This window comes from Desulfotomaculum sp. (genome assembly GCF_982386235.1).
In genome coordinates this window covers 37302-62967 of record NZ_CEVWQM010000003.1, presented here as the reverse complement: position 1 = coordinate 62967, position 25666 = coordinate 37302, and the positions used below count along the sequence as shown (strand labels likewise).

The following is a 25666-nucleotide window of genomic DNA, read 5'->3' as shown; positions in this document are numbered from 1 at the left end:
TTCCGAAATTTGGATGGCACCCGATTTTTGTTTAGATAACCTAATTCATTTTAAGGGTTATTATTCAATTTTATACAAGGAGGATTTATATTTGAAAAACGTATTAAGTATTGCGGGATCGGATTGCAGCGGCGGTGCTGGCATACAGGCTGATCTCAAAACATTTTCTGCCCATGGGGTTTTTGGCATGAGCGTGATTGTATCGGTGGTAGCAGAAAATACAAGCCGTGTCATCGACATACAGGATGTTACGCCTGATATGATCAAAAAGCAAATTGACGCCGTGTTCGAGGATATTGAAGTACATGCTGTGAAAATCGGTATGCTTTCTACACCGTCCTGCATGGAGGCAGTTGCAGAAAGGCTTCATCATTACAAACCGAATAATATTGTGGTTGATCCTGTGATGTATGCCAAAAACGGCTATCCATTGATGAATCCCGATGCAGTTAACACGCTAATCAGGGTCATTATCCCCTGCGCGGATTTTCTCACTCCCAATATTCCGGAAGCAGAAAAGATCTCACGCATGGAAATTAGCAATATAGGGGACATGGAGACCGCTGCCAAGAGGATTCATGAAATGGGCTGTAAAAATATTATTGTCAAAGGCGGACATGCTGTTGGCAATGCAGTCGATGTCTTATATGACGGTGAACGTATTTATCGTTATGAAACACATCGCATCAACACGAAAAACACACATGGCACGGGTTGTACCTTTTCTTCCGCTATTGCGTCCAACCTTGCTCTTGGACTTTCCGTTCCTGAAGCAATGGAACGTGCCAAGCGGTATGTAACAACTGCCATTGAACATTCCTTGCCGATTGGCAAGGGAAATGGCCCAACCCATCACTTCTATGACCTTTATCGCAATGGTTTGCGCTAAGCACAACATTAACAAAATGGTTAATGATAGGAGGAAATAAAAATGACAAATACAAGGGAAATGGCCCAACTGCTTACTCTTGTGCGCAGTCAAAGGCCACTTGTCCATCATATTACCAATTATGTTACAGTAAATGACTGTGCCAATATTACGCTGTCCATTGGTGCATCGCCCATCATGGCTGACGCCATTGAAGAAGCAGGTGATATGGCCGCCATTGCTTCCGCCGTGGTACTCAATATCGGAACGCTCAATAGCCGAACGATAGAGGCAATGCTGATTGCCGGAAAGAGCGCCAACCAAAATGGCATCCCTGTGGTATTTGATCCCGTAGGAGCCGGCGCATCTAAGCTGCGCAACGAAGCTGCCGCGCGCATTCTTAACGAAGTAAAAGTTGCCGTGGTGCGCGGCAATCTTTCGGAGGTTCGCTTTATTGCAGGGCTTTCGGCCAATACAAAAGGAGTGGATGCCTCTGAACAGGATGGCGGAGATACTGCGGAAATTGCCCGGAATTTGGCGCAAAGACTGGGCTGTGTAGTGGCAATTACAGGTGCTGTGGATACGGTTTCCGATGGAAAGAGGACCATGCATATTCACAATGGACATCCCGCACTTTCCGGTGTGACGGGAACAGGCTGCATGTGTTCGTCCTTGATTGGCTCCTTTTGCGGAGCGATGCCGAATCAGGCCTTGGAAGGAACCGTTGCGGCATTGCTTTGCATGGGTATTGCAGGTGAACTGGCTTATGAGAAGGCTGGTCAGGTTGGAAACGGCAGTTTCCATATCGGAATTCTGGATGCCATCAGCAAGATGGACGCAAATATATTGGAAGAAAAGATGAAATACCATGAAGTATAATGTGGACTATTCCCTCTATTTAGTAACCGACCGCGAACGAATGAACGCTCCTTCGTTGGCGGAAGCAGTGGAAAGTGCCATCCTGGGCGGCTGCACATTGGTACAACTCAGGGAAAAGACCGTATCTTCCCTTGACTTTTTTAAGATCGCCCAAAAGGTAAAGGGCATAACCGATCGCTATGATATCCCACTGATCATCAATGACCGAGTGGATATTGCCCTTGCTGTTGATGCCGCAGGTGTACATGTTGGACAGAACGACCTTCCCGCAGCAACAGTCCGACGAATCATCGGACCGAATAAAATTCTTGGTGTATCTGCTGCCACTTTGCAGGAAGCGAAACAGGCACAGGCTGACGGTGCAGATTATCTCGGCGTGGGGGCCATGTTTGCAACAGAGACAAAAACAGATGCACACCTGGTATCGCTGGCTGAGCTTGGACAGATACGCAGCGATGTATCGATTCCAATTGTTGTGATTGGCGGTATCAATAAAGCGACCATACCAAAATTTATTGGTACAGGAATAAATGGCTTGGCTGTGGTTTCCGCTATTCTTTCGGCACAGGACATAAAAGCTGCGGCAAGAGAGCTAAAAAATCTGTCCTCATAGGAGAAAAGGAATGATTGATTTTCAAGCGGCTATATTTGACCTTGACGGCACTCTCCTTGATTCCATGGGTGTTTGGGAAGATATTGATGTTGAATTTTTAGCAAAACGAGGGTTGTCCGTTCCGGATGATTATATCAATGAAATTTGTGCCCTTAGTTTTCAGGAGGCGGCTGAATATACCATAAAGTTGTTCGGGTTTTCAGAGGAACCAGCTGCCATCATTAACGAATGGAATGACATGGCCCTAGCCAAGTATAGTCATACTGTACGAATGAAGCAGTATGCAGGAGAGTATTTGAGTAAGTTAAAGGCACGCGGCACCAAGCTTGCTGTAGCCACAGGTCTTCCTCCTGTTCTTTATATCCCTGCTTTGCGAAATAACCGAATACTTGATCTTTTTGATGTCCTGTGTTCAACGGAGGAGGTAGCACGAGGAAAGGAATTTCCGGATATTTTTCTCTACGCGGCTGAAAAGATGAAAGTTGCGCCTGAAAATTGTATTGTATTTGAAGATATTTTTCCCGCTGTTTGCAGTGCACGGGAAGCGGGAATGAAAGTCTATGGTGTCTATGACAAATCTTCCGCAGCATCTTGGGAGAGTATTTTAAAGACAGCAGATGGCGTCCTTTATGACTTTCAATTTGCTCCGATACCTGTTTAGAAAGGCTTGGCCCGCGCCCTTAAAGGGTACAATCGAAAGGTTACAGGCAAGCGAGCCGGATGCGATCATCATTAAAATCAAAGGACGAGGAATAATTTATTAATAATGAGAGAATCCTATCCTTGAAATAATAAAGGAGGGATTATCTATGCCAGATGTAGCATGCACTGTTTCTAACTGCAAATATCACTCAGAAGGAAACATATGCTCAGCACAACAGATTATTGTACAAAATGACGGTCAGGGCGGCGGCATTAAACCGAATGCCGACCTACACAGTCTTTCCCACACACCTGCCAACAGTGTTGATGATACCTGTTGCCAAACTTTCAAAAATACTAATGGCTAAATAAAAGGGGGCTATGTGAAAACATAGTCAAGCAAACCGTCTAAAACAAAAGGTTTTAGGCGGTTTCTTAATTTCTATTAAGAAATAACTGGTAAAATATATGTAGAAAAATAAAATAGCTTTAGCTGCACCAGAGCTAAACAAATTTGAGATATGTTTTTAACATCTCCAAGATGGTTCTTATCTTGCCCTTACAGAGCAGAGAAAATTCTACTGCAAATAGATAGCCACACTCATGGCAGAGGCCAGCTATTTCCACACATCTGCCACAGAGGTATCTTTGCTTGTTTTCAGATACGATACACTGGTAGCAGGGCCTTGACCATTCATTTTTTAAATAAGCATCAAGAGCACTGGGTAAATTGAAAATGGGCAGCTTATCTTTCAGCATGCTTTTTATGGCAGTAACCGCGATTTGTTTTTCTGCATGGCTTAAACTTAAAAATTCGGTACCTTGATAGGGCGTGTGAAAGTTAAAGGATATAGAATTTATTTTGGGATGTTTTTTGGCTAGTTTACATAGGTTTTCAATGTCGTGATAATTTAATTTGTTAATGGCCATGTAGATGCAGATATTGCAATGATCTGTTTTTTGCAAATTCTGCAGAATCAGATCATAAGTATCCCCCCGAATCGAATTATGAGCTTGCTGTGTTCCATCCAGGCTTAGAAAAATAACATCCGCTTCGGGGATATTTAAGTCGATGGTCCCGTTGGTAACAATATTGACCAGGTAGAAACCCATTTCCTTTGCTTCCCTAATTAAATCCCGGACGGTTTTTCCCGCCTCCTGCCAAAGAAGCGTTTCACCGCCGCAGAAAAAGAGAATCCGAAGGCCCTCTTGATAAAAATTGATCATTTCTTTCCTCGCTTCTTGATAGGAAAGCATTTGGCCGGTAATGTTGTTAACGGCACAGTGCTTGCAATGTAAATTGCAGGAGTCTGTTAAGATGATCGTTCCCAAGATCGGCTGCCGCCGTTTAAACAAAATGGTACGAAGCCCAAAGAGAGCAAGGGATAGAAAGTGTCTTGTTTTCATTTGGCTGTCCTCATAGCTTTATTTCCTCAATCCAGGGTTGTTGCATGGACTCCGCCCATAAGTGGTTTAAATAATAAAGGGAGTACTGTTTTTCTACATAATGGTAGGCAAACCGTCCCCAATCAGTTAGTAAATAGTTAGAACCTTGTTTGCTGCATAATCTAAATAATTTGAGCAGGCCCAAAAGAAGTCTGAATTCCTTTTCGATATTTTCGTCAAATAGCTGCTGGAACCGCTGGGTATCGATAACCCCGTCGTAGCAGCGCCAAAAGATCCAGAAGATCATTTTTTCTCTCTTGTTCATGGTATTAACCAAGTTAATGGGCATTCTTTTTTGCTGGAGAGCCCGGATATATTCATCTACATGGAAGGTATTGAGGTAAAAATAGTTTCCGAACAGAGAGGTAGCCCCAGCCCCCAAACCGATAAAACTTTCTCTGGTTACCGAGGTATATCGGTTATGCTGATCTTTACCGTAAGTCCAGACAGAACTCCTTTCATAACCATGTTCCTGCGAGATGGTATCGATGAGGTTGAGTATTTTACCTTCCTGAATTTCAGTAAACCGGCGTAAGCCTTTTTGCTTTATTTGTTTGCCCAGGTTAGTTAGGGGGAAAAGGATGAGAGGATAGATGGAAAGTTGGTCTATTTTATAAGAGTAAACCCTTTGCAAGTCGTATGTAATATCCTCCATGGTTTGCCCTGGTAGATTTGTCATCATATCAACATCTACACATTTAAAATGGAAATGGTTAACCATGGATAGCATCTGGTCAATGTCGTGAGAACGATAGTTTCTCCCCAACTGTTTGAGTATTTGATCGTTAAAAGTTTGAACACCCAAGCTGATTAAATTAATTCCCAGCCTTTCGAGTTCCCTAAATAATGCCTCACTGGCATCATGCGGGTGAATCTCTATACCAATATCCCCTTGAAAATGATAGTTATCCCGGATGAATGCAAGAATTTCTCGGAGTTCAGATAACAAAAGGCTTGGCGTACCACCTCCAATATAGACGGAGGCGATGTTTTTATTGCTGAGATGCTCTTGATAGAGCATTAGTTCTTGGAGTAGGGCCTCTTTGTAGGCCAGAGCCTTGTTCCGATCATAGAGTACCTTATTATAAGGACAGTAAGGACAAAGGGTTTGGCAGAAGGGGATATGAATATAGATGCCCGTTTCATGATCGATTGTGTTAAAATCAACCATCTTTTCTTGATAGCCTTTGAATAAAAATTTATCTTTCTTTCCGATGATTCTTCGAAACAGGTCGGTAATCAAGCTTACCCCTCCCTTTCACATAATTCTGTTAATCTTTTTTGGATGTACGCAAGATCAAAGGAGGAACAGACGCGTCTGTCTTGCTGGTCCAAAATTCGATAATGTTGGCTGATGATGTTTTGCTGAACGATATAATTACCTCTTTGCTCTGTATGCTTCCACCAAATTTTACCGCCCAGAGTAGGTTCATAATTATCTTCATAGCTATTAAAAGCAAGGGAAAGTACTAAATCGTGGGGGTTTCCCCCTAAGGCCATTTGGATAATGTCACTATCCTTAAATAATACAGCCACTGCCACCGCACCAGTCCAACCTAAACTAGACCGGCCCTTTTCTATTTGGACCAAAGTCTTTTTTGATACACCGATAATTTCGGCCATTTTATCCTGGGTGAAGTCTTTCTCATTACGGATCAGCCTAAGTTTGTTATCAATAATTGTAATAAATTCGGTTCTATTCAAAAGCACCACCCTTATTTTCAATTTTAGTGTAATTTTACACTTTTTATTAACATATGTAAATGGAATTTTAAACCAAAAAGATTTAGCAATGCACCAGCCATACCTTATACTGGATACAGTGGTCCTGCTTAAACAGGATGCTAAGGAGGGCACGCATGGAGAAATGCAAGGATCTAATTAGCAGAGGTGCAAGGGATTAGACTGAGACCAGTGTAAAGGATGGCCTCGCACAGATGGCTAGTCGGTATCTGTTTTTCGATGGGTAGATGGGGCTAACCTTTCTAAATGAAGGGAAGATCCTTCGCTATCATTCAGGATGACATAGATAGTGGTTTTTAAAGCCCAAAGGCCCAAGGCCTTATCTTCGGGATGCTAAGGGCTAAGAGCTAACAGCCGGCCCTAAAGGAATGCCCTGCCAAAGGCGGACGGCTGATTTGTTGACCATACTTGAAAAATCAATTAGAATTGGAGGAAAGCATATCCAGCAAGGAGAATATTTCAAGTTTGTATATACCATTCTAATCATTAAGAATATAGTGAAAGGAGAGTCATTATGAGCGTTCGGATTGCGATAATTGGTGGAACGGGGGTTTACGATCCTAATATTTTAGATAATATTAGAAATGAGAAAGTAGTCACCCCCTACGGGGAAGTTGGCCTGAAAATAGGGGACTATCAAGGTAAATCCGTTGCTTTTTTAAATAGACATGGAGCAGGTCATTCTGTACCTCCACATTTGGTAAACTATCGGGCTAACATTGCTGCCCTTAAGGAACTGGGTGTTAAGAGTATTTTTGCCACAGCAGCAGTGGGTTCTTTAAACCGGAATATGGCACCGGGCCATTTTGTCTTTTCAGATCAGTTCCTAGATTTTACCAAAGTGCGTCAAAACACTTTTTTTGAGGGCGGCAAGCAAGGCGTTGTTCATATTGATATGACAGATCCCTACTGCCCGGAATTACGTAAGGTATTATCATCTGCAGCAGAAGAGTTAAGCTTAACGTATCACCAGTATGGGACCTATGTTACCTCTGAAGGACCCCGCTTTGAAACTCCTGCAGAAATAAATATGTTTAAACTTCTAGGTGGCGACCTGGTGGGGATGACCAGTGTGCCCGAGGTTGTTTTGGCTCGGGAGAAGGAGATGTGTTACGCCAATATTTCGATGGTAACAAACTATGCCGCAGGGATCTCGCCAACTAAGTTAACCCATCAAGAAGTATTGGATGTAATGGCTGAAAACGCTGGAAACCTTAGAAAACTTGCCATGAAAGCAATCAGCTTAATCGATGCCGAAAGGGGTTGTCTGTGCCAGGAGGCATTGGAAAAGCTGACGAAGGAGTGATTTGCATGAACGCAATTATTTGGCAGAATAACCAACTAAAGTTACTGGATCAGACTAAATTACCCGGCACCATGGAGTATATTGCATGCAATGATTATCGTACGGTGGGAGAAGCCATTAAATGTTTATCCGTTCGCGGGGCACCGGCCATTGGGGCTGCGGCGGCCTATGGGTTAGTAGTTGGTGCCCAACAGGTTGAAGCGAATGATCGAAAGACATTTTTAGAAAAGCTGGAAGCCATTGCCGGGGAACTAGGTGCCACCAGACCAACAGCGGTAAATCTTCGTTGGGCTCTGGATAGGATGTTAATGAGGCTAAATACTGCCCCAGAGCAGGACACTTTGGAACTAAAAAAAATCATGTTGGAAGAAGCCCATGCCATCTATAATGAGGACGTGGAAAGCAATCGAAGGATGGGAGCATATGGCCAGGAGTTATTGCCCGAAGAAGCCAGGGTACTTACCCATTGCAACGCCGGTGCTTTAGCAACGGCTGGCTATGGCACGGCCCTGGGGGTAATCCGAGCTGCCCATGAAAAGGGTAAAAAGGTCAGTGTTTATGCCGATGAAACCAGGCCATTGTTGCAAGGTGCCAGACTAACTTCCTGGGAAATGGTACAGGAAGGTATTCCGGTTACCCTGATTACGGATAATATGGCCGGCTATTTGATGTCGAAAAAAATGATTGACTGTGTGGTGGTGGGGGCTGACAGGATTACTGCCAATGGAGACGTGGCCAACAAGATTGGAACCTACGGCGTGGCGGTTTTGGCCAATCATCATAAGATACCCTTTTATGTGGCGGCACCCTTGTCAACCATTGATATGAGTCTTGCTTCGGGTGAAGAAATTCCCATTGAGGAAAGGGATGCTAAAGAAGTTACGCATCATGGCGGGCAGCCCATGGCCCCGGATGGGGTACAGGTATGGAATCCTGCCTTTGATGTCACACCAAACCCATTGGTGCAAGCGATCATTACCGAGAAGGGTGTTATTTTGCCACCCTACCAAGAGAACCTAGCTAAAATATGTAAAAGGCAGGAGGTCTAGTATGCCAGAATACATCGTAAGAGATATTAACCTAGCTCCTTCGGGCAGGTTAAAGATTGACTGGGTTAGTCAACATATGCCGGTATTAAATGAAATTCGCTCCCAATTTGAAAGGGAGCAACCATTTAAGGGTTATCGGGTGGCTGTATGTATTCACCTGGAGGCCAAGACTGCCTATTTGGCCGAGGTATTAAAGGCCGGTGGAGCCAAGGTATCCATTGCCGGTTCCAACCCTTTATCCACCCAGGATGATGTTGCTGCTGCCCTGGCAGTGGCTGGAATTAACGTGTATTCCTGGTACAATGCCACGGAAGAGGAATACTTTGATCACCTGCTGCATTTAATTGATGACCAGCCGGACATTGTTATTGATGATGGTGGTGACGTTGTTCAACTGCTTCATACCAAGAGAACAGAGGCTGCTGCCCGGATTATTGGCGGTTGTGAAGAAACAACCACCGGCGTATTGCGCCTGCGTTCACTGGCTAAGCAGGGCCAATTAAAATTTCCCATGATTGCGGTAAATGATGCTTATTGCAAGTATCTTTTTGACAATCGATATGGCACCGGGGAGTCTGTCTGGTCTGGTATTATGAGGACCACAAACCTGATTATTGCCGGCAAAACAGTGGTGGTGGCAGGCTATGGTTGGTGTGGCAAGGGTATTGCCATGCGGGCCAAGGGTATGGGGGCTAAGGTCATCGTAACCGAGGTAGATCCCGTCAAGGCCATTGAGGCCTATATGGATGGTTTTCACCCCATGAACAGTATGGAAGCTGCTAAACTGGGGGATATTTTTATTACCGTCACTGGCTGCAAGGATATATTTACTGCCAAACACTATCAACTGATGAAAGATGGGGCTATTCTTTGTAATGCCGGCCATTTTGATGTTGAGGTTAACAAACTCGATTTAATGTCTCTGGCCACCTCACGCCGCATTGTCAGGAAAGATATTGAAGAGTTTACCATGGCGGATGGTCGTAAAATATATCTATTAGCAGAAGGGCGTCTGGTAAACCTGGCTGCTGGTGATGGACACCCAGCAGAGATCATGGATATGTCCTTTGCCCTGCAAGCCCTAAGCGCCCGCTATGTTTTAGAAAAAGCTAAGGATTTGTCCAATGAAGTATATGTTGTTCCTAAAGAAATTGATGATCGGGTGGCAAATCTAAAACTAAAATCTCTGGGCGTAACCATTGATATACTTACCCCGGAACAAGAGGCTTATATTAATGAATGGAATCATGCAACCTAGGCGGGAAGATAGATGAAGAAGGATATTGAGCAAGTAAAACAGACAGTGGCGAGGCTGGGCAAAAAAATGTTGGAGTCTGGACTGGTTGCCGGTACCTGGGGAAATATCTCCTGTTGCATGAAGGGAGAAGGTTTAGTGGTGATAACTCCCAGTGGCATGGATTATGCTGCGATGCAACCCTCTGATATGGTGCTGCTGGATCTCACTGGGCAAGTAATCGAGGGAAGTCGCAAGCCATCCAGTGAGGCACCCTTGCACCTGGCAATTTATCGAAATAGAGAAGATGTAGCGGGGATAGTACATACCCACAGTGAAGTGGCAACCGCCTTTAGTGTTTTAAGGGAACCTATTGAACCAGTGGTGGAGGATGCCGCTATGTTAGTTGGCGGTCCTGTGCAGGTGGCTGACTATGCCTTGCCGGGAACAACTGAATTGGCTCAACACGTGGTCGCAGCTTTAGAAAACCGCTATGCCGTGTTGATGGCCAATCATGGCCTGGTGGGTGTTGGTCGAAGGGTTGAAGAGGCTTTTACAGTCTGTCAGGTGGTTGAAAAGTGTGCAAGGGTCTATGCCTGGGCTAGGGCCCTGGGAAAACCTGTGATTTTACCTGAACATGATGTATCGATGCTGAGCAGGATGTATCGTAGCTCTTATGGTCAGCCTCAAAAATAGATAGCACCCCTCTAAAGGGGAGCAGTTTTAGGAGAGATGAATTGTGAGTAGACTACTTATCCGCGGGGCGACAATTCTAACAATGGAAGGTCCAGATGCCATTATTGAGACCGGAGAAATATTAATTGAGGATGGCTGGATCACCCACGTGGGTTTACCTGGCTCAGCATCCGGCTCCTTTGATATGGACGAGATTATTGAAGCCGATGGGCAGGTAGCGATGCCTGGTTTTATTAATTGTCATACCCACGCTTCCATGACCTTACTGAGAGGCTATGCCGATGATCTTCCCTTGATGACTTGGCTGTCGGAAAAGATATGGCCCTTTGAGGCAAAAATGACCGGTGAAGATATTTACTGGGGGGCCATGTTGGCTTGTCTGGAAATGATAAAGTCCGGTACCACCTGCTTTGGCGACATGTACGATAGTATGCATCATGTGGCCAGAGCAGTGGAGGAAACAGGCATGAGAGCCATGTTATCTCGCGGCATGATTGGTGTTACACCCACTGCCGGTAAAGCCTTGCTTGATGCAGAGGAGTTAGCCAGGAATTGGAACGGGAAAGCAGACGGTCGCATTACGGTCATGCTGGGTCCCCATGCCCCTTATACCTGTCCGCCGGATTATTTGGAAAAAGTTATGAATTTAGCTGCCAAGTATAAGCTGGGTATTAACATCCATGTAGCTGAAACTTTAACAGAGGTAGCAGACATTAAAAAGCAGTATGGTAGGACACCGGTAAAACACCTGGACCACCTGGGGCTATTTAAATTTCCCGTGCTGGCTGCCCATTGTGTTCATTTGGATGACGAGGAAATGGGTATTTTAGCCCAAAAGGCCATGGGAATAGCTTATAATCCTCAGAGCAATATGAAACTGGCCAGTGGCATAGCACCTGTGGCCAGGTTGCTTGAATTGGGTGCAACGGTGGGGATTGGTACAGACGGTACGGCCAGTAATAACAACCTGGATATGCTGGAGGAATTAAGGGCTGGTTCCTATCTGCAAAAGGTCAGCACCATGAATCCAGAAGTAATACCAGCCTATCGGGCTCTTCAAATGGCTACCATTGACGGTGCCTTGTGTATGGGCCTAGGAGATCGGGTTGGTCTAATCAAGGAAGGTATGAGGGGCGACGTAATCTTATTAGACACTCAGGAACCCCACATGTGTCCACAGCATAATCTTGTGGCAAATATTGCCTATGCTGCAAACGCATCGGATGTCAGAACCGTTGTAATAGATGGTAAAGTTGTTATGCTGGATCGGGTTGTCTTGACCATTGACGAAGATAGGGTGATGTACGAAGTTAGGGAAAGGGCAGCACGTTTAGCTGGAAAATAGAATTACCAGCCCCAAACAGGATGGAAGTGAGAACCCGCTCACTTCCTTTTTTGCTATTAGCTGTTAGACATCCTAAACAAAGCTATCGAGCCAACCCTGACCGGGTAAGGGAATGGGTATCCAGTGCCTCAAAGCCGAAGCAGCGGTAGATATAGCCCAACAGGCGATCGGCTACCTGGCGTGGGTTTTCCATGGTTCGTGCCTCCCTGGGATTGAAGCCGTAGGGTAAAATGACATCCGTATAATTACAGCGAGGGTCGGGGAAGGTTTTATAAAAACTTAAAAATTTTGGGTCGTCCAAGCCTTTGCCATCAATGTTTTCCATGGCCACCTTGATGACAAATAAACCCATATAGCCGCTAAAGCGGTAAACTTCCCGGGTTAATTTAATTGTTCTGAGCAGGGCAATCTGTAGAGCCTGATAATTTAAAAACTCTAGCTGTCTTGGTTCTGATTCCCGGTCAATGCTTTTTAGCTGAGTCGGTATCGGGGTGTAATAAAAGACTACACCCGAACGCAGAATTTCTAAACGCTGTTGTTCTCCCTCAAAGGCAAAGCCCTCCGGTTCAAAACGAATATTCTTAGGCAGGGTGCCCTTCCAAATATTGCGGGCCATCTTTTTAAAACGAGATATCCGTTCCGGTACAAAAAAGGGTTCGATAAGTTTTAAATTAAGAGGAACTGGGCAGCACATGATTTTAAATAACACCTCTTGCCCACTGCTTTTTTGGAGTTTACGGTTGATAAATGCCTTAACTTCGGTTTTATTGAGTCGGCTCTTTTCAAACAAGCGATCAAGTATATGACGGTCTGTTTCCCGCACCGGGTCGGAGCCTTCCATATTTCTACGATAGATCCGACCATCCCGGATAATGTGGGGTGGGTAGCTACTCTCAGGAATGCGCACAACTAAAATACCTCTGTTAGGATTAGAGGATTTAAGGATTAGCTTCGATTCAAATAAAGGAACTGGCATAATTGTATCCCGGCAGATATTTCTAAAGCGATCCTTAGGATCATTGTTTATTTCAATACCGGGAAAAGAGGTTGGAACGTTCCTTGGATTACGTGCATCGGCACCAATAATGATCCAACCACCAAAGGTATTGGCAAAGCTGGCAACAATTTTGGCTAGATGTGTGGGAAAATCTTCTTTATACTCAACATAAAGTCCCTCGGAAGTTTCTGCCTCGATTAACTTATTGAGGTCTTGTTCTTCCAACTGTTCAATGGGTTTACCAAAGGGGTTAATCATAAGTACCTCCAGTTGGCCTTTTAACAATAGGTTACCACTTTTTGTACTGTTTGTGGCAAAAAACAGCCATCAGCCATCAGCTTTTTGACCGTGGGCAATGGGGCCACTGTGCCTTTTGTGCATGCTATTATGCTGGGCATTAGTTGGTGCTTTGTCATCCTGAGCGATAGCGAAGGATGACAAAAGCATTTTGCCCCAAAAACCCCTGAGCAAGCATGCATAAAAGCTGATAGCTAAATGTAGCCTTGTTACGTTAGCGGTTATTTAATTTTGCCCATTCTGCTAATGATACTTTTGGTACCCGATCCGACCATGCTTAAAAAGCCTGTGTGGTTTGCTAAAACACTTTCTAAGGCAGCAAGCAGACGATCAAGCTGCTCATAGGTTACGACTAAAGGTGGTTCTATACGAATGACATTGGGATTATTTAGGGTGTAGGCAGTGATAATCCTGTGTTTATTAAATAATTCCCCGGCCACTAGGCTGCCCATATATTCTTGGGCTAATTTATTAACAACGTTCATGGTAAATTTCAGTGAGAATTTGCCGGCGTTTTTTTCTGGTTGTTGAAATTCCAAACCAACCATTAAACCTCTGCCGCGAACATCCTTTAACAAGGGGTATTTTTTCTTGAGGTTGTTTAATTGGCTAATCAGATATGACCCCTTTTCCTTGGTTTCCTGGCACAGGTTTTGGTTGAGGATTAATTCAATCGTTTTCAGTGCCGCAGCACAAGCTACTGTATTACCCCCAAAGGTAGAGGTATGGAGCAGGGCTTTTTCCATCGTTCCGTAAGCCTGGCGCCAAATCTTATCCGTGGTTAAATAGGCACCCATGGGCATTACACCACCGCCAAGGGACTTGGCCAAGCATAGAATGTCTGGCTCCACATCCTCTGCTGTGCAGGCGAAAAAGGTGCCAGTGCGGCCCATGCCTGTCTGAACTTCATCGGCAATGAAAAGGGACCCATAGCGGCTGCACAGCTTCTTAGCACTGGCTAAATAACCCTTAGGTGGTTCAATAATGCCTCCTTCACCCTGAATTGGTTCCACAATAAAGGCGGCAACATCCTCCTGTTTTAATTTAGCCTGCAATGCCTCTAAATCACCAAAGGGAACCCCTTCCGCAGGGGAAAGAAGAGGTCGGAAAGGAATCTGGTATTTTTCTCTGCCAGTTACCGATAAGGCACCAAAGCTTTTGCCATGAAAGGAATTATGACAATAGATAAACTTCGTTCGGCCGGTGGCGATTCTAGCTAACTTTAAAGCACCTTCTACTGCTTCAGCCCCACTATTGCAGAAAAAACTACGCTGTAGGCTGCCAGGTGCCAGGTGGGATAAATTATGGGCCAGCGCGGCTGAAACGGCACTAAGCGAGGATTGAAGTAAATTTGGCCTGGTTTGAACCTGTTGCAAAGCCGCCAAAATGTCAGGATGATTATGTCCCAGATTTAAGGCACCATAGGCACCTAAAAAGTCCAAATACTCCTGACCTTGTTCATCCAATACGGATACACCCTGGGCTGAGACAAAGGGGGTATCAAAGTTAATCAGGCTTAACAGGGTCACCAGGCTGGCATTTAAATAGTGGGTGTGCAATTCTTTAACCTTATCCCGGCCCATGGTTAAGGCTTCTTCAAGGGTAATTTGCGAAGTACAACCACCGGAGCAGTGGTGATGGGACAAGACGAACACCTCCTTCTTTAATCGTCATTCATTGTTAGCCATTAGTTAATAATAAACTATGTTTTCCACTCTAACAAATACCAACTTTATATAATTACTGGGGCAGTCAAATCTTTTCCCTTGACAGGGGTGGTTCACTTCAGTAAAATATATCTGTAAAGTAAAAGTCCTTTATACTCACTTGGTGAAAGGGGGACTAAGCTTTGAAGAAGTTTCATAAGATAAATCTGCTCTATGATTTTTATGGTAGTTTATTAACAGAAAGACAGCAAAACTTCATTGAATTGTACTATGGTGATGATTTATCCTTGGGAGAAATTGCCGAGCAATTTGATGTAACAAGGCAAGCTGTTCACGATACGTTAAAAAGAGCCGAGCAAACTTTGACCAACTATGAAGAAAAACTTAGCCTGGTTAAAAAATTCGGTCAAGAGGATCAGTCCCTGGCAGAAGCAATAAATTTAATTAATCGATTTGAATCCGGTCAGGATATTAAAGGGCTGCATAAATCTAAAAGCATATTACAAGAAATACTAAATAACCGTCAAGAGCTTTAATGCAAAGGAGGCGTCTGAGTGTTTAAGGGTTTAGGTGAACGTCTGGATGAAATCTTCAAATCGTTAAAGGGTAAAGGGCGCCTTACCGAAGATGATGTAAACCAGGCCATGCGTGAAGTAAGGATGGCTCTTCTGGAGGCAGATGTTAACTTTAAGGTTGTCAAAGAATTTGTTGCCCAGGTAAAGGAAAGAGCCATTGGTCAGGATGTTTTAGATAGTCTTAGTCCGGCCCAACAGGTTATTAAGATCGTTAAAGATGAATTAACGGAGCTCCTGGGTGGTACCCAGGCTAAAATTAATATATCTCCCAAGGCACCTACCATTATTATGTTGGTGGGCTTACAAGGTGCTGGTAAAACCACGACAGCGGGTAAATTGGCAAAGCTTTTAAGCAAGCAGGGACGTCGTCCACTGCTGGTTGCCGGGGATATTTACCGTCCCGCGGCGATTAAACAGCTTCAGGTATTGGGAGATCAGTTAAATATTCCTGTATTCTCCATGGGTCAAGAAAATCCTGTTAAAATAGCTCAATCTGCGGTGGAACAGGCCAACAGTACAGGCAGGGATTTAGTCATTATCGATACAGCCGGGCGTCTGCACATTAATGAGGAATTAATGGATGAGCTGGCCAATATTAAATCCTCGGTAAAGCCCCATGAAATCATGCTGGTTGTGGATGCCATGACCGGGCAAGAAGCCGTCAATGTAGCGGACAGTTTTAACGAAAAACTTGGTTTAGATGGCATCATCATGACCAAGCTGGACGGTGATGCCAGAGGCGGGGCCGCACTTTCAGTTCGCAAAGTAACAGGTACCCCCATTAAATTTGCTGGTATGGGAGAAAAATTAGATGCCTTAGAGCCTTTTCATCCAGACCGTATGGCCGACCGTATTCTAGGGATGGGAGATGTATTAACTCTCATTGAAAAGGCCCAGGCAAATTTTGATGCTGAACAAGCCGCTAAATTAAATAAAAAGATTCGTCAGGCAGATTTCAACCTGGAGGATTTTTTAGAGCAGATGCAGCAGGTTAAAAAGCTTGGACCATTGGAACAGGTTTTAGGTATGATTCCTGGTATGGGCAAATTAACCAAGCAGCTTAAGGACCAGCAATTGGATGGTAAAGAACTTGCCCAGGTGGAGGCAATTATCTACTCCATGACCGCCTGGGAACGTCAACATCCTGAAAAGATCGATGGCAGCCGTAAAAAACGGATTGCCCGGGGCAGTGGCACCAGGGTACAGGACATCAACCAATTATTAAAGCAATTTGAACAAACCAGAAAAATGATGAAGCAATTATCCAACATGACGAAAGGTGGCAAGAAGGGAAAAATGAAATTACCTTTCTTACAATAAATAATTGAAACCTATTTAAGGAGGTGAAATACAAGATGGCTGTTAAAATTCGTCTAAAACGTATGGGGGCTAAGAAAAATCCCTTTTACCGTATAGTGGTTGCTGACTCCCGTTCTCCACGGGATGGCCGTTTTATTGAGGAGATTGGGTATTACGATCCCGTCAAGAAACCCGCTGACGTAAAAATCGACGAAGCAAAAGCCCAAGATTGGCTTAAGAAAGGCGCTCAGCTTTCTGATACTGCTAAGTCACTGTTCGTTAAAGCCGGTATTATCCCAGGTCGGGCCAAGTCCAATGAGGCCTAAGGTTTCCAGGGGAGGTCCAGAACTGTGAAAGAACTTGTAGAAATTCTTGCCAAAGCCCTGGTAGATCAACCGGACAAGGTAGAGGTAACCATGGTGGAAAAGGAAAGATCTGTGGTTATTGAGTTACGGGTAGCCCCTGAGGATATGGGGAAGGTCATTGGTAAACAAGGACGCATTGCCCGGGCCATTCGTTCGGTGGTAAAGGCTGCGGCAACCAAGCAGCGTAAAAAAGTAGTCGTTGAGATTGTTTAACAAAGGGGGCTTATCAAAGCCTCCTTTGCTCGCATATAGGGGGTCAATTCATTGTTAACCATTACTCGCCCTGTTATGGTAAAGGTTCGCATCACAGACCAGTATAAAAGGACTTTGGTTTTGGAACTTCAACAAACGGTGGTAAAGCTAGAATTAGAATTACAGCAATTGGAGCTTCAGTCCCGGAAATTAAATGAAATAGCAAAGAAAAACCCCAGTGCGGTGGAAATTCCTTTGGCTCAGCTAGAGCAGGAAAGGCAAAAGCGAAAGGATACCAGGCTAAAGCTTTTGGATAAAATAAAAGAAGTTGGTAAATTGGAAAATGGTATGGAAGTGCTGCAGGGGAAGGTAGAAAGTTTTGTTCAGGTTCGCGTGGGAGATGATTGGAACCAATTAATGAATGCAGAAATTGTACTTCAAGATGGTAAAGTTGCGGAAATACGAGCTCTAAGTCCGGAGGAATAGGCCATGTCCCAAGATTACATTAAAGTTGGAGAAATTGTTAATACGCAGGGTGTCAAGGGGGAAGTGCGGGTTATTCCCACTACCGATTTTCCTGAGCGCTTTGTGAAAAATTCGAGGGTGTCTGTATTGCTCCGGGATCAGAGAAAGGATTACACCATCGAAAGAGCCTGGGAGCATAAACAATTCATTATTATCAAATTTGTGGAAATCCCGGATATGACAGAAGCTGAAAAACTCAAGGGTGGCTTGCTGCAAATTACCCCCGAGGAATTGATTCCCTTACCGGAGGGCAATTATTACATCTTTCAAATTATTGGACTGAGGGTATATGACCAGAGTAATCAGGAATTAGGGAATATAACTCAGGTATTACAAACCAGAGCCAATGATGTGTATGTGGTAAAAAATGACCAAGGCAAAGAAATATTAATTCCGGCCATCAAGTCTGTGGTTAAGAGCATTGACGTTAATAGTGGTAAAATGGAAGTTGTTTTACCGGATGGACTAATATAAATAAGGTGAGTTCCATGAGAATTGATATTCTTACTCTTTTTCCCGAGATGTTTCAGAGCCCCTTTAATCACAGTATTCTTAAACGGGCTCAGGAAAAAAAACTTCTTCAGATTAATACCATCAATATACGAGATTTTTCGCGCAATAAACATCATACGGTGGATGATACACCTTGTGGCGGTGGTGCCGGCATGGTCATGGGACCGGAGCCCTTATTTGAATGCTTTGATTTTTTAAAGGAAAAGAATGGCGGACAAGTGGGCCGGGTGGTTATGATGTGCCCTCAGGGGGAGCCCTTTAGCCAGGCGTATGCCAAGGAACTGGCGAAGGAAGAAAACTTAGTTATTGTCTGTGGGCACTATGAGGGTATCGATGAAAGGGTACGGGAAGTATTGGTAACCGACGAAATATCCATCGGTGATTATGTACTAACCGGCGGTGAATTGCCAGCTATGGTGGTTGTGGATGCCCTAGCCAGAATGATTCCGGGGGTATTGGGTGAGACGGCCAGTGCCGAGGAAGACTCCTTTTACCATGGCTTACTGGAGCACCCCCACTATACCAAGCCCAGGGTCTACAGGGGCTATGAAGTGCCAGAGATTCTATTGTCCGGTCACCATGAGAATATTCGTAAATGGAGAAGACGACAGTCTCTCCTAAGGACCCTGGAACGACGACCCGAACTTTTACGGGAAACAGCATTAACCAAGGAAGATAAAAAGGTTTTGCTTGAATTGCAGCAGCTTTTGCAAACCTTAAAACTGGAAAAGAATAAATAGAAATCTTGCCCACTAAGGCAGGATATGATATAATTTTTCATGTTGGTTAATTACGGGCGGTCCGCTGCCTTTGGGAAGGTAAGAACGTCTAGGCGAGGAAGGGGGTCAAGCAAATGAACCTCATTCAATCTTTAGAACAAGAGCAGCTCAAAAAAGAAATTCCGTCTTTCAGACCGGGTGATACCCTGAAGGTTAACTACAAGGTTAAAGAAGGAAACCGCGAACGTATTCAGGCCTTTGAAGGTGTGTGTATTCGTCGTCGTGGCGGTGGTTTGAGTGAAACCTTTACCGTTCGTCGTGTATCCTACGGCGTTGGTGTAGAGAGAACTATCCCTTTGCACTCCCCCAAAATTGACAGCATTCAAGTGCTTCGTCGCGGTAAAGTGCGTAGGGCCAAACTGTACTACTTACGTGCCCTGCGTGGGAAGAAAGCCCGTATTAAGGAGCTTAACACTCGCTAAACTAAAGGGGACTGAAAACCAGTCCCCTTTTTGGCATGCCCTTTAAAGTAAGGTGTCAGACAAGTTTTCTAAGCCTTTGGGGAGGTTATGACCATGAAGCAGTTGGATCCTCAGAAAGAAGAACAAAATGCAACCAAACCCCAAAAATCGGCCCTTCGTGAGATGTTTGAGTCTATTGTCATAGCGGTTTTATTAGCTGCTGTGATACGTCTTTTTATACTAGAACCCTTTTACATTCCTTCTGGTTCCATGGAGCCTAATCTAATGATCGGTGATCGGATCATTGTCAGCAAAGTCACCTATCATTTAAAAGAGCCTCAGCGGGGCGATATCATTGTCTTTAAATTTCCCCTGGACCCCAGTAGGAACTTTGTAAAAAGGCTAATCGCTAAAGAAGGCGAAACAATCGAAATAAAAAACAGTGTTTTATATATAAATAATCAGCCTGTGCCAGAGAACTACTTACCTAAGGGGCTTGGATTTCAGGATTATGGACCCGAAAAGGTTCCTGAAGGCCACTACTTTATGATGGGTGATAATCGAAATAACAGTGATGACAGTCGGGTTTGGGGTTTCTTGGATAAGGAATTAATTGTTGGTAAGGCTGAAGTTATTTACTGGCCCATGAATCGGATTAGTTTAGCTAAATAAGTTTCAAACTTTAAGCTTTCGTAGAGGCTATTTTTGGGTAAACTCTTACGGAAGCTTTTATTTTATGGAGGGTTTTCAGTGGAAAATCAAATACAATGGTTTCCGGGGCATATGGCAAAGGCCAAACGTCAAGTACAAGAGGCTTTAAAGTTGGTGGATGTAGCCTTTGAACTGCTGGATGCCCGTGTTCCAGTTAGCAGCAGTAATCCCATGATCGATCAGATATTAGATCAGAAACCAAGGTTAGTTATTTTAAATAAAAGTGATTTGGCTGATCCCAACCTGACTAAACTTTGGTTGAGAGCCTTAGAAAAACCCCACATTAAAGCAGTTGCCTTGGATACCCTTAAAGGAGAGGGGCTTAAAGAAGTGCCCCGGGCAGCCGCTGCCTTGGTAGCTGAGCAAATGGCTAAGCTGGCAGCCAAGGGACGCAGGCCCAGGGCCATTCGCTGCATGGTACTGGGAATTCCCAATGTGGGCAAATCTACCTTTATCAATCGTATCGTGGGTAGAAGAGTCACCAAGACGGGTGACCTGCCTGGTGTTACCAAGGGACAACAGTGGATTCGGACAGAGGGTTCCCTGGATTTATTGGATACTCCTGGTATATTATGGCCGAAATTTGAAGACCCACAGGTTGGCTTCAAGTTGGCCGTGACCGGAGCAATCAAAGAACAGGTAATTGATATTTATGAGGTAGCACTAAAACTATTGCAGTGGTTATTGGAACATGACCCGAACAAATTAAAAGAAAGATATAAATTAACGGAACTCAGCCCGGAAACACCGGTGCTATTGACAGCCATTGGGGCCAAAAGAGGCATGTTGGTGTCGGGTGGCGTGGTGGATGAGTTGAAGGCGGCTCAACTTGTTTTAAAAGAATTTCGGGAAGGACTTCTTGGGCGTCATACTCTTGATTTACCTCCGGTGTAAAAGGACCATAAGGCAGGAATAGTTCCCCTGGGATCGAAGTAATCCAGTGGGAATTATTTTATGAGAGGTAGATTAGCATGGTTTCTTTGGCATTAGAAGAAAAACTCTGGCAGCAAGGAATGACCTTGGTTGGTTTTTGCGATGAGGCTGGCCGGGGGCCGCTTTTGGGCAATGTAGTTGCTGCTGCGGTGATATTACCAATTGGTTTGTTGATTGAAGGAGTAAATGATTCTAAAAAACTTACTAGTAAAAAAAGAGAAAACCTATATAATGTTATTTATAACGAAGCCATTGCCGTAGGTATAGGCGAGGTTGATCATCAGCTAATTGATCAAATCAATATTCGTCAGGCCAGTAGGTTGGCCATGAAAAGAGCGGTGGAAAACCTAAGGGATAAAAAGGATAAAAGGGTACAACCGGAGTATTTGTTAATTGATGGGGAAACCATTGACCTGGATACTCCACAGGAAAAAATAATTCACGGTGATGCATTATCCCACGGCATCGCCGCAGCCTCAATTTTAGCGAAGGTGCATCGGGACAGGCAATGTTTATTGTGGGATCAGCTATATCCTGGTTACGGCATTGCCAAGCATAAGGGTTATTGTACCAAATTTCATGTAGAGGCATTGTTGGCAAAGGGCCCCACACCGATTCATCGCCGGACCTTTATCAAGAAAATTGTCGCTAAGGCGACGGTTGAACAACAGGAGCTATTTATAGTAAAATAAGTAAACTTAATACATTAAAAATACAAAATATTAGGATAATTTAGCTACATCAGAATAGTTCGACAAAATCTAACATACGAATACAACTGTGTTCCAAATCGATACAGATAAACGGTCGATTGTTGTTACATAATGTTACAGAGTCAACATGGCAGTTTGTTATTAAAAAATTGGGACATGATAAACCTTGGGTTTATTTCGTATAGAAATCAGGTAACACAATTATTATAGTTGGCTTGAATATTGCATCATAATTGATAGTGCCCTATTGCTATTTTTTGGGTTGTTGCAGTAAGTCTTAATTATCAACCTTATTTTTAAGGAAAGGAGAGGATATAATATGTCAGATTGGGTAGGAGTGGCTTTATTTATTGTCGTAGGTATTGTTTTTGGAGCCGGTGGTATATTAACCAGTTTTCTCATTCACCCCCGCAGTAAAAACAAATATAAGCTAGAGACCTACGAGTGCGGCTTACCCACTGAGGGTGCCACATGGATAAGATTTAAGACCCAGTATTTCACCTATGCAATAATGTTTGTTATTTTTGATGTGGAAGTAATTTATCTTTATCCCTGGGCCGTAGGTTTTGAAGAATTGGGCTTACAAGGACTTATTAAAATGTTTATTTTCATCTTTATTCTAGTTTTGGGACTTTGGTATGCCTGGAAGGAAGGTGCCCTTGAGTGGAAATAAAGGATCAAGAAAAAGTTACCAATCCGGAAGTTAATGATGAAATGCGTGAGGAAACCGTTAGAAGATTGAAAAAGCTAGGGGCGGAACCAGCGGTGGTTGGAGAATTATCTCGTTTAGTATCTGTTGGTCCCTTGGAGAAAATGTTGAACCTAGCTAGATCAAATTCACTCTGGCCCCTGGGTTTTGGCTTGGCCTGCTGTGCCATCGAAGGTTTGATGGCTGCCAATATGTCCAGGTTTGACTTAGCTAGATTTGGCTATGAGGTTATGCGGAATACCCCTCGCCAAGCTGATGTAATGATTGTCTGTGGTACTGTAACCAAAAAGGCGGCACCCTTTGTGGTGCGGTTATATGAACAAATGGCAGAGCCTAAATATGTTGTCGCCATGGGCAGCTGTGCCATTTCCGGCGGACCCTTTGTGGACTCTTACAGTGTGGTTCCCGGGGTAGATCATCTCATTCCCGTTGATGTATATTTGCCAGGATGTGCGCCCAGACCGGATGCACTTATCCATGCATTATTGAAATTAAAAGAGAAAATAAATAATCCTGAGGTGGTGAAACGTGGCCGTGAAACCACTGACTGAAATAATTGAAGAACTTAATAAGAAATATCCTGCCATAGAGGTGTCGGAAAAAGGTTATCTTACGGTGCCGACGGATGTACTGGTGGCCTTTATGAATGACCTAAAAAATAACCATGGCTTTAATTACCTAACCAATTTAACTGCTGCAGACTACATGGAATATTTCGAGGTAGTATATAACCTTTGTATAATAGGACAGCCAGATATGCTTCATATAAAAACCAAAATTGACAGGCAAGACCCCAAGGTGCCTTCCATGGTTCCCATCTGGGGCGGAGCCATTTGGCAGGAAAGGGAAGTTTACGATCTGTTGGGAATTACCTTTACAGATCATCCGGATTTAAGAAGAATATTATTGGATGATGAATGGGAAGGACATCCCCTCCGCAAGGATTATGAGTGGGAAGGCGGACGTGATTAGACCGGAATGAGAGGTGATACACTTTGTCCATGAGAACCGAAGAATTTATGCTAAATTTAGGGCCCCAGCACCCCAGTACCCATGGTGTTTTTAGGATTGTGCTAACCTTAGACGGTGAAACTGTGGTGAAGGCTGTACCCGTTCCGGGATATTTGCACAGGGGTATTGAAAAATTAGCAGAGGCCAGAACCTATACACAGGTTATACCCTATACCGATCGCTTAGATTATTTAGCTGGTATGCTACAAAACTGGGGCTATTGTCACGCAGTGGAAAAGTTAATGGATGTTGAAGTGCCTGAAAGGGCTGAGTATATCAGGGTAATTGTGGGGGAACTGGCAAGGATAGCCAGTCATCTTCTGGCCACAGGTGCCTATTCAGGTGATATGGGGGCATTGACAGGTTTTATTTACACCTTCCGTGATCGGGAGGATATTATGGATCTATTTGAGATGATCTGTGGTGCACGGCTTACCCCCAGTTATATGAGAATCGGTGGTGTGTCTGCGGATATTCCTGATGGTTTCCTAGAAGGTTGTCAAAAGTTTCTTGACAAAATACCCGCAGCCCTTGATCAATATCACACATTAATTACCGGCAATGAGATTTTTCAGGCAAGAACAAAAAATATTGCTATTCTGACAGCGGAAAAAGCCATCGAGATGAGTTTATCTGGGCCAGTTTTAAGGGCTTCCGGGGTCAATCATGATCTTAGGAAGGTCAGACCCTATGGTATTTACGATCGTTTTGACTTTGATGTTATCGTAGGAACTAGAGGGGATTGCTTTGAACGCTATTATGTTCGGTTACTGGAGATAGAGCAGTCGGCTAAAATTATCCAACAGGCTTTAAATCAGCTACCAGAAGGACCCATTAAGGGGAAGGTTGCCAAAGTGATAAAACCAGCTGCCGGAGAAGCCTATGCAGAAATAGAAAGCTCCAAAGGGATAATGGGTACCTATGTTGTAAGTGATGGCAGTACCAAACCTTATCGAGTTCATTTTCGCCGGCCGTCTTTTATAAACTTAGGCTATTTGGACGAGATGGTGAAGGGTTGGAAAATTGCGGATGTGATATCTATTTTAGGTAGTATAGATATCGTTCTAGGTGACGTTGATGCTTAGATTGTGGGGAGTGAGGCAAAGTGGAAAATTTATTTGTTAATATAGCCAGCGGGACCAGAGACCTGCTGGGGTCCGCTGGCCTATCCGTGGTGGCCTCTGATTTTATAATGATGGTATTAAAATTAGTGGCCGTTCTTCTTTATATATTGATCAGTGCCCTGTGGCTGGTGTATATGGAGAGGAAAGTAGCTGCTTATATACAATGTCGGATAGGACCTAACAGGGTTGGACCCTGGGGGTTGTTACAGACCGTAGCGGATATTGGTAAATTAATAAGCAAGGAAGTTATTATTCCAAAATGTGTAGATAAAAAACTATTTTTACTTGGACCAATATTAATTTTTATGCCTCCTTTGGCAGTTTTTGCAGTGGCTCCCTTTGGTAAAGGAATGGTGGCCATAGATTTAAACATTGGGGTTTACTATTTTTTAGCGGTGGCATCTCTTTCAACGGTGATAATTTGGATGTCTGGTTGGGCCTCTAACAATAAATATTCCTTACTTGGTAGTATGAGGGTAGTAGCACAGATGGTTAGTTATGAAATGCCCTTAATATTATCCATTGTAGGTGTTATCATTTTAACCGGAACCTTAAATATGAGTGAAATCATCGAGGCACAGGAAGGTGTTTGGTTTATCCTGCTGCAGCCCCTTGGTTTTTTGATTTATCTAATTGCTGCCGTTGCTGAAACAAACAGGGCACCCTTTGATTTGATGGAGGGTGAATCTGAGATTATTAGTGGCCCCTTTACTGAATATAGCGGTATGGGCTTTGCGATGTTCTTCCTGGCGGAATATGCCAACGTAGTGTTAGTTTCCGTTTTGGCCACCACACTGTTTTTAGGGGGATGGCAAGCACCCTTCGGTCTTACCTTAATTCCTTCGTGGATTTGGTTCTTATTCAAAGTATATATCATGATCTTTATCATCATGTGGTTCCGTTGGACTTACCCACGGATTAGGGTGGATCAACTGATGGAATTTGGTTGGAAGGTATTAATACCCCTTTCCATAGCAAATATCTTTGTAACCGGTATAGGTAAATATCTTTATCAAACAATAGGGGGGTGATTG

31 protein-coding genes are annotated in these 25666 nt (G+C 43.9%); 26 read left to right on the top strand and 5 right to left on the bottom strand.

The window, feature by feature from the left end; all coding sequences use genetic code 11:
* The first annotated feature begins 91 nt into the window (after positions 1-91).
* The 5 genes from thiD to AC1U9Z_RS02350 all read left to right on the top strand — a co-directional run bounded on the left by thiD (position 92) and on the right by AC1U9Z_RS02350 (position 3370).
* Positions 92-889: a bifunctional hydroxymethylpyrimidine kinase/phosphomethylpyrimidine kinase gene (gene thiD, locus AC1U9Z_RS02370; protein WP_479955574.1), complete on the top strand. Its 798-nt coding sequence runs from the start codon at positions 92-94 to the stop codon at positions 887-889.
* A gap of 42 nt (positions 890-931) precedes the next feature.
* Complete coding sequence (gene thiM / locus AC1U9Z_RS02365; protein WP_479955573.1) at positions 932-1747, top strand: hydroxyethylthiazole kinase; 816 nt, start codon at positions 932-934, stop codon at positions 1745-1747.
* Positions 1737-2360 carry a thiamine phosphate synthase gene (gene thiE, locus AC1U9Z_RS02360; RefSeq protein WP_479955572.1) on the top strand — a complete coding sequence of 208 codons (624 nt, stop codon included), beginning with the start codon at positions 1737-1739 and terminating at the stop codon, positions 2358-2360. The genes thiM and thiE overlap by 11 nt, the downstream gene beginning before the upstream one ends.
* A gap of 10 nt (positions 2361-2370) precedes the next feature.
* A complete protein-coding gene (locus AC1U9Z_RS02355; protein WP_479955571.1) occupies positions 2371-3021 on the top strand; it encodes an HAD family hydrolase in 651 nt (216 codons plus the stop codon).
* A 148-nt stretch (positions 3022-3169) separates the two neighbouring features.
* Positions 3170-3370, top strand: coding sequence for a DUF1540 domain-containing protein (locus AC1U9Z_RS02350; protein ID WP_479955570.1), 201 nt, complete (start codon positions 3170-3172; stop codon positions 3368-3370).
* A gap of 136 nt (positions 3371-3506) precedes the next feature.
* Here AC1U9Z_RS02350 and AC1U9Z_RS02345 read toward each other — a convergent pair whose 3' ends face one another.
* From AC1U9Z_RS02345 to AC1U9Z_RS02335, 3 genes are read right to left on the bottom strand one after another with little or no spacing between them, the layout of a single operon-like run.
* Entirely contained in the window at positions 3507-4409 is a 903-nt protein-coding gene (locus AC1U9Z_RS02345; protein WP_479955569.1) for a radical SAM protein, read from the bottom strand.
* Positions 4410-4419: 10 nt separating this feature from the next.
* Complete coding sequence (locus AC1U9Z_RS02340) at positions 4420-5691, bottom strand: coproporphyrinogen-III oxidase family protein (protein WP_479955568.1); 1272 nt, start codon at positions 5689-5691, stop codon at positions 4420-4422.
* A 2-nt stretch (positions 5692-5693) separates the two neighbouring features.
* A complete protein-coding gene (locus AC1U9Z_RS02335; RefSeq protein ID WP_479955567.1) occupies positions 5694-6152 on the bottom strand; it encodes a helix-turn-helix transcriptional regulator in 459 nt (152 codons plus the stop codon).
* A 553-nt stretch (positions 6153-6705) separates the two neighbouring features.
* Here AC1U9Z_RS02335 and mtnP point away from each other — a divergent pair.
* The 5 genes from mtnP to AC1U9Z_RS02310 are packed head-to-tail and all read left to right on the top strand — an operon-like array spanning position 6706 to position 11821.
* On the top strand, positions 6706-7497 hold the full coding sequence (gene mtnP, locus AC1U9Z_RS02330) for an S-methyl-5'-thioadenosine phosphorylase (protein WP_479955566.1): 792 nt from the start codon (positions 6706-6708) through the stop codon (positions 7495-7497).
* Between the two features lie 5 nt (positions 7498-7502).
* The gene (gene mtnA / locus AC1U9Z_RS02325) at positions 7503-8546 is read left to right on the top strand and encodes an S-methyl-5-thioribose-1-phosphate isomerase (protein WP_479955565.1); all 1044 of its coding nucleotides are present in this window, start codon (positions 7503-7505) and stop codon (positions 8544-8546) included.
* Between the two features lies 1 nt (position 8547).
* Positions 8548-9804 carry an adenosylhomocysteinase gene (locus AC1U9Z_RS02320; RefSeq protein WP_479955564.1) on the top strand — a complete coding sequence of 419 codons (1257 nt, stop codon included), beginning with the start codon at positions 8548-8550 and terminating at the stop codon, positions 9802-9804.
* Positions 9805-9816: 12 nt separating this feature from the next.
* Positions 9817-10476 (top strand): class II aldolase/adducin family protein, encoded by a 660-nt coding sequence (locus tag AC1U9Z_RS02315; protein ID WP_479955563.1) that lies wholly within the window; start codon positions 9817-9819, stop codon positions 10474-10476.
* 43 nt (positions 10477-10519) lie between these two features.
* Entirely contained in the window at positions 10520-11821 is a 1302-nt protein-coding gene (locus tag AC1U9Z_RS02310) for an amidohydrolase (RefSeq protein ID WP_479955562.1), read from the top strand.
* Positions 11822-11903: 82 nt separating this feature from the next.
* On the opposite strand, the gene AC1U9Z_RS02305 is transcribed toward AC1U9Z_RS02310, so the two are convergent.
* A complete protein-coding gene (locus tag AC1U9Z_RS02305) occupies positions 11904-13076 on the bottom strand; it encodes an AlbA family DNA-binding domain-containing protein (protein ID WP_479955561.1) in 1173 nt (390 codons plus the stop codon).
* Positions 13077-13336: 260 nt separating this feature from the next.
* Positions 13337-14761: an aspartate aminotransferase family protein gene (locus tag AC1U9Z_RS02300; protein WP_479955560.1), complete on the bottom strand. Its 1425-nt coding sequence runs from the start codon at positions 14759-14761 to the stop codon at positions 13337-13339.
* 203 nt (positions 14762-14964) lie between these two features.
* On the opposite strand from AC1U9Z_RS02300, the gene ylxM reads away from it, so the two are divergent.
* The 16 genes from ylxM to nuoH all read left to right on the top strand — a co-directional run bounded on the left by ylxM (position 14965) and on the right by nuoH (position 25663).
* Entirely contained in the window at positions 14965-15318 is a 354-nt protein-coding gene (gene ylxM, locus AC1U9Z_RS02295) for a YlxM family DNA-binding protein (protein WP_479955559.1), read from the top strand.
* A gap of 18 nt (positions 15319-15336) precedes the next feature.
* Positions 15337-16677, top strand: a complete 1341-nt coding sequence (gene ffh / locus AC1U9Z_RS02290) for a signal recognition particle protein (RefSeq protein WP_479955558.1) — start codon at positions 15337-15339, stop codon at positions 16675-16677.
* Between the two features lie 35 nt (positions 16678-16712).
* Positions 16713-16982 (top strand): 30S ribosomal protein S16, encoded by a 270-nt coding sequence (gene rpsP, locus AC1U9Z_RS02285; RefSeq protein WP_333530334.1) that lies wholly within the window; start codon positions 16713-16715, stop codon positions 16980-16982.
* 24 nt (positions 16983-17006) lie between these two features.
* A complete protein-coding gene (locus AC1U9Z_RS02280) occupies positions 17007-17234 on the top strand; it encodes a KH domain-containing protein (RefSeq protein WP_011878377.1) in 228 nt (75 codons plus the stop codon).
* Between the two features lie 51 nt (positions 17235-17285).
* Positions 17286-17699 carry a YlqD family protein gene (locus AC1U9Z_RS02275; protein WP_479955557.1) on the top strand — a complete coding sequence of 138 codons (414 nt, stop codon included), beginning with the start codon at positions 17286-17288 and terminating at the stop codon, positions 17697-17699.
* Positions 17700-17702: 3 nt separating this feature from the next.
* Entirely contained in the window at positions 17703-18212 is a 510-nt protein-coding gene (rimM, locus tag AC1U9Z_RS02270; RefSeq protein ID WP_479955556.1) for a ribosome maturation factor RimM, read from the top strand.
* A gap of 14 nt (positions 18213-18226) precedes the next feature.
* Positions 18227-18991 (top strand): tRNA (guanosine(37)-N1)-methyltransferase TrmD, encoded by a 765-nt coding sequence (gene trmD / locus AC1U9Z_RS02265; protein ID WP_479955555.1) that lies wholly within the window; start codon positions 18227-18229, stop codon positions 18989-18991.
* 113 nt (positions 18992-19104) lie between these two features.
* Positions 19105-19452, top strand: coding sequence for a 50S ribosomal protein L19 (rplS, locus tag AC1U9Z_RS02260; RefSeq protein ID WP_333530338.1), 348 nt, complete (start codon positions 19105-19107; stop codon positions 19450-19452).
* Between the two features lie 93 nt (positions 19453-19545).
* The gene (lepB, locus tag AC1U9Z_RS02255) at positions 19546-20103 is read left to right on the top strand and encodes a signal peptidase I (RefSeq protein ID WP_333530339.1); all 558 of its coding nucleotides are present in this window, start codon (positions 19546-19548) and stop codon (positions 20101-20103) included.
* A 78-nt stretch (positions 20104-20181) separates the two neighbouring features.
* Complete coding sequence (gene ylqF, locus AC1U9Z_RS02250) at positions 20182-21036, top strand: ribosome biogenesis GTPase YlqF (RefSeq protein ID WP_479955554.1); 855 nt, start codon at positions 20182-20184, stop codon at positions 21034-21036.
* Between the two features lie 77 nt (positions 21037-21113).
* Entirely contained in the window at positions 21114-21767 is a 654-nt protein-coding gene (locus AC1U9Z_RS02245; protein ID WP_479955553.1) for a ribonuclease HII, read from the top strand.
* Positions 21768-22107: 340 nt separating this feature from the next.
* Positions 22108-22461: an NADH-quinone oxidoreductase subunit A gene (locus AC1U9Z_RS02240; protein WP_479955552.1), complete on the top strand. Its 354-nt coding sequence runs from the start codon at positions 22108-22110 to the stop codon at positions 22459-22461.
* Positions 22452-23048, top strand: a complete 597-nt coding sequence (locus tag AC1U9Z_RS02235) for an NADH-quinone oxidoreductase subunit B (RefSeq protein ID WP_479955551.1) — start codon at positions 22452-22454, stop codon at positions 23046-23048. The genes AC1U9Z_RS02240 and AC1U9Z_RS02235 overlap by 10 nt, the downstream gene beginning before the upstream one ends.
* Complete coding sequence (locus AC1U9Z_RS02230) at positions 23026-23469, top strand: NADH-quinone oxidoreductase subunit C (protein WP_479955550.1); 444 nt, start codon at positions 23026-23028, stop codon at positions 23467-23469. Before AC1U9Z_RS02235 ends, AC1U9Z_RS02230 begins: the two co-directional genes overlap by 23 nt.
* A 29-nt stretch (positions 23470-23498) precedes the next feature.
* Complete coding sequence (locus tag AC1U9Z_RS02225) at positions 23499-24593, top strand: NADH-quinone oxidoreductase subunit D (RefSeq protein WP_479955655.1); 1095 nt, start codon at positions 23499-23501, stop codon at positions 24591-24593.
* Positions 24594-24613: 20 nt separating this feature from the next.
* Positions 24614-25663 carry an NADH-quinone oxidoreductase subunit NuoH gene (nuoH, locus tag AC1U9Z_RS02220; RefSeq protein WP_479955549.1) on the top strand — a complete coding sequence of 350 codons (1050 nt, stop codon included), beginning with the start codon at positions 24614-24616 and terminating at the stop codon, positions 25661-25663.
* The last annotated feature ends 3 nt before the right edge of the window (positions 25664-25666 follow it).

Coding starts and splice junctions, on each gene's coding strand:
- rplS (WP_333530338.1), top strand. CDS start 19,105: ATGAACCTCATTCAATCTTTAGAACAAGAGCAGCTCAAAAAAGAAATT.
- AC1U9Z_RS02345 (WP_479955569.1), bottom strand. CDS start 4,409: ATGAAAACAAGACACTTTCTATCCCTTGCTCTCTTTGGGCTTCGTACC.
- AC1U9Z_RS02320 (WP_479955564.1), top strand. CDS start 8,548: ATGCCAGAATACATCGTAAGAGATATTAACCTAGCTCCTTCGGGCAGG.
- rpsP (WP_333530334.1), top strand. CDS start 16,713: ATGGCTGTTAAAATTCGTCTAAAACGTATGGGGGCTAAGAAAAATCCC.
- rimM (WP_479955556.1), top strand. CDS start 17,703: ATGTCCCAAGATTACATTAAAGTTGGAGAAATTGTTAATACGCAGGGT.
- AC1U9Z_RS02240 (WP_479955552.1), top strand. CDS start 22,108: ATGTCAGATTGGGTAGGAGTGGCTTTATTTATTGTCGTAGGTATTGTT.
- AC1U9Z_RS02350 (WP_479955570.1), top strand. CDS start 3,170: ATGCCAGATGTAGCATGCACTGTTTCTAACTGCAAATATCACTCAGAA.
- AC1U9Z_RS02245 (WP_479955553.1), top strand. CDS start 21,114: ATGGTTTCTTTGGCATTAGAAGAAAAACTCTGGCAGCAAGGAATGACC.
- AC1U9Z_RS02315 (WP_479955563.1), top strand. CDS start 9,817: ATGAAGAAGGATATTGAGCAAGTAAAACAGACAGTGGCGAGGCTGGGC.
- thiM (WP_479955573.1), top strand. CDS start 932: ATGACAAATACAAGGGAAATGGCCCAACTGCTTACTCTTGTGCGCAGT.
- trmD (WP_479955555.1), top strand. CDS start 18,227: ATGAGAATTGATATTCTTACTCTTTTTCCCGAGATGTTTCAGAGCCCC.
- AC1U9Z_RS02305 (WP_479955561.1), bottom strand. CDS start 13,076: ATGATTAACCCCTTTGGTAAACCCATTGAACAGTTGGAAGAACAAGAC.
- mtnP (WP_479955566.1), top strand. CDS start 6,706: ATGAGCGTTCGGATTGCGATAATTGGTGGAACGGGGGTTTACGATCCT.
- thiE (WP_479955572.1), top strand. CDS start 1,737: ATGAAGTATAATGTGGACTATTCCCTCTATTTAGTAACCGACCGCGAA.
- AC1U9Z_RS02225 (WP_479955655.1), top strand. CDS start 23,499: ATGAGAACCGAAGAATTTATGCTAAATTTAGGGCCCCAGCACCCCAGT.
- lepB (WP_333530339.1), top strand. CDS start 19,546: ATGAAGCAGTTGGATCCTCAGAAAGAAGAACAAAATGCAACCAAACCC.
- AC1U9Z_RS02355 (WP_479955571.1), top strand. CDS start 2,371: ATGATTGATTTTCAAGCGGCTATATTTGACCTTGACGGCACTCTCCTT.
- mtnA (WP_479955565.1), top strand. CDS start 7,503: ATGAACGCAATTATTTGGCAGAATAACCAACTAAAGTTACTGGATCAG.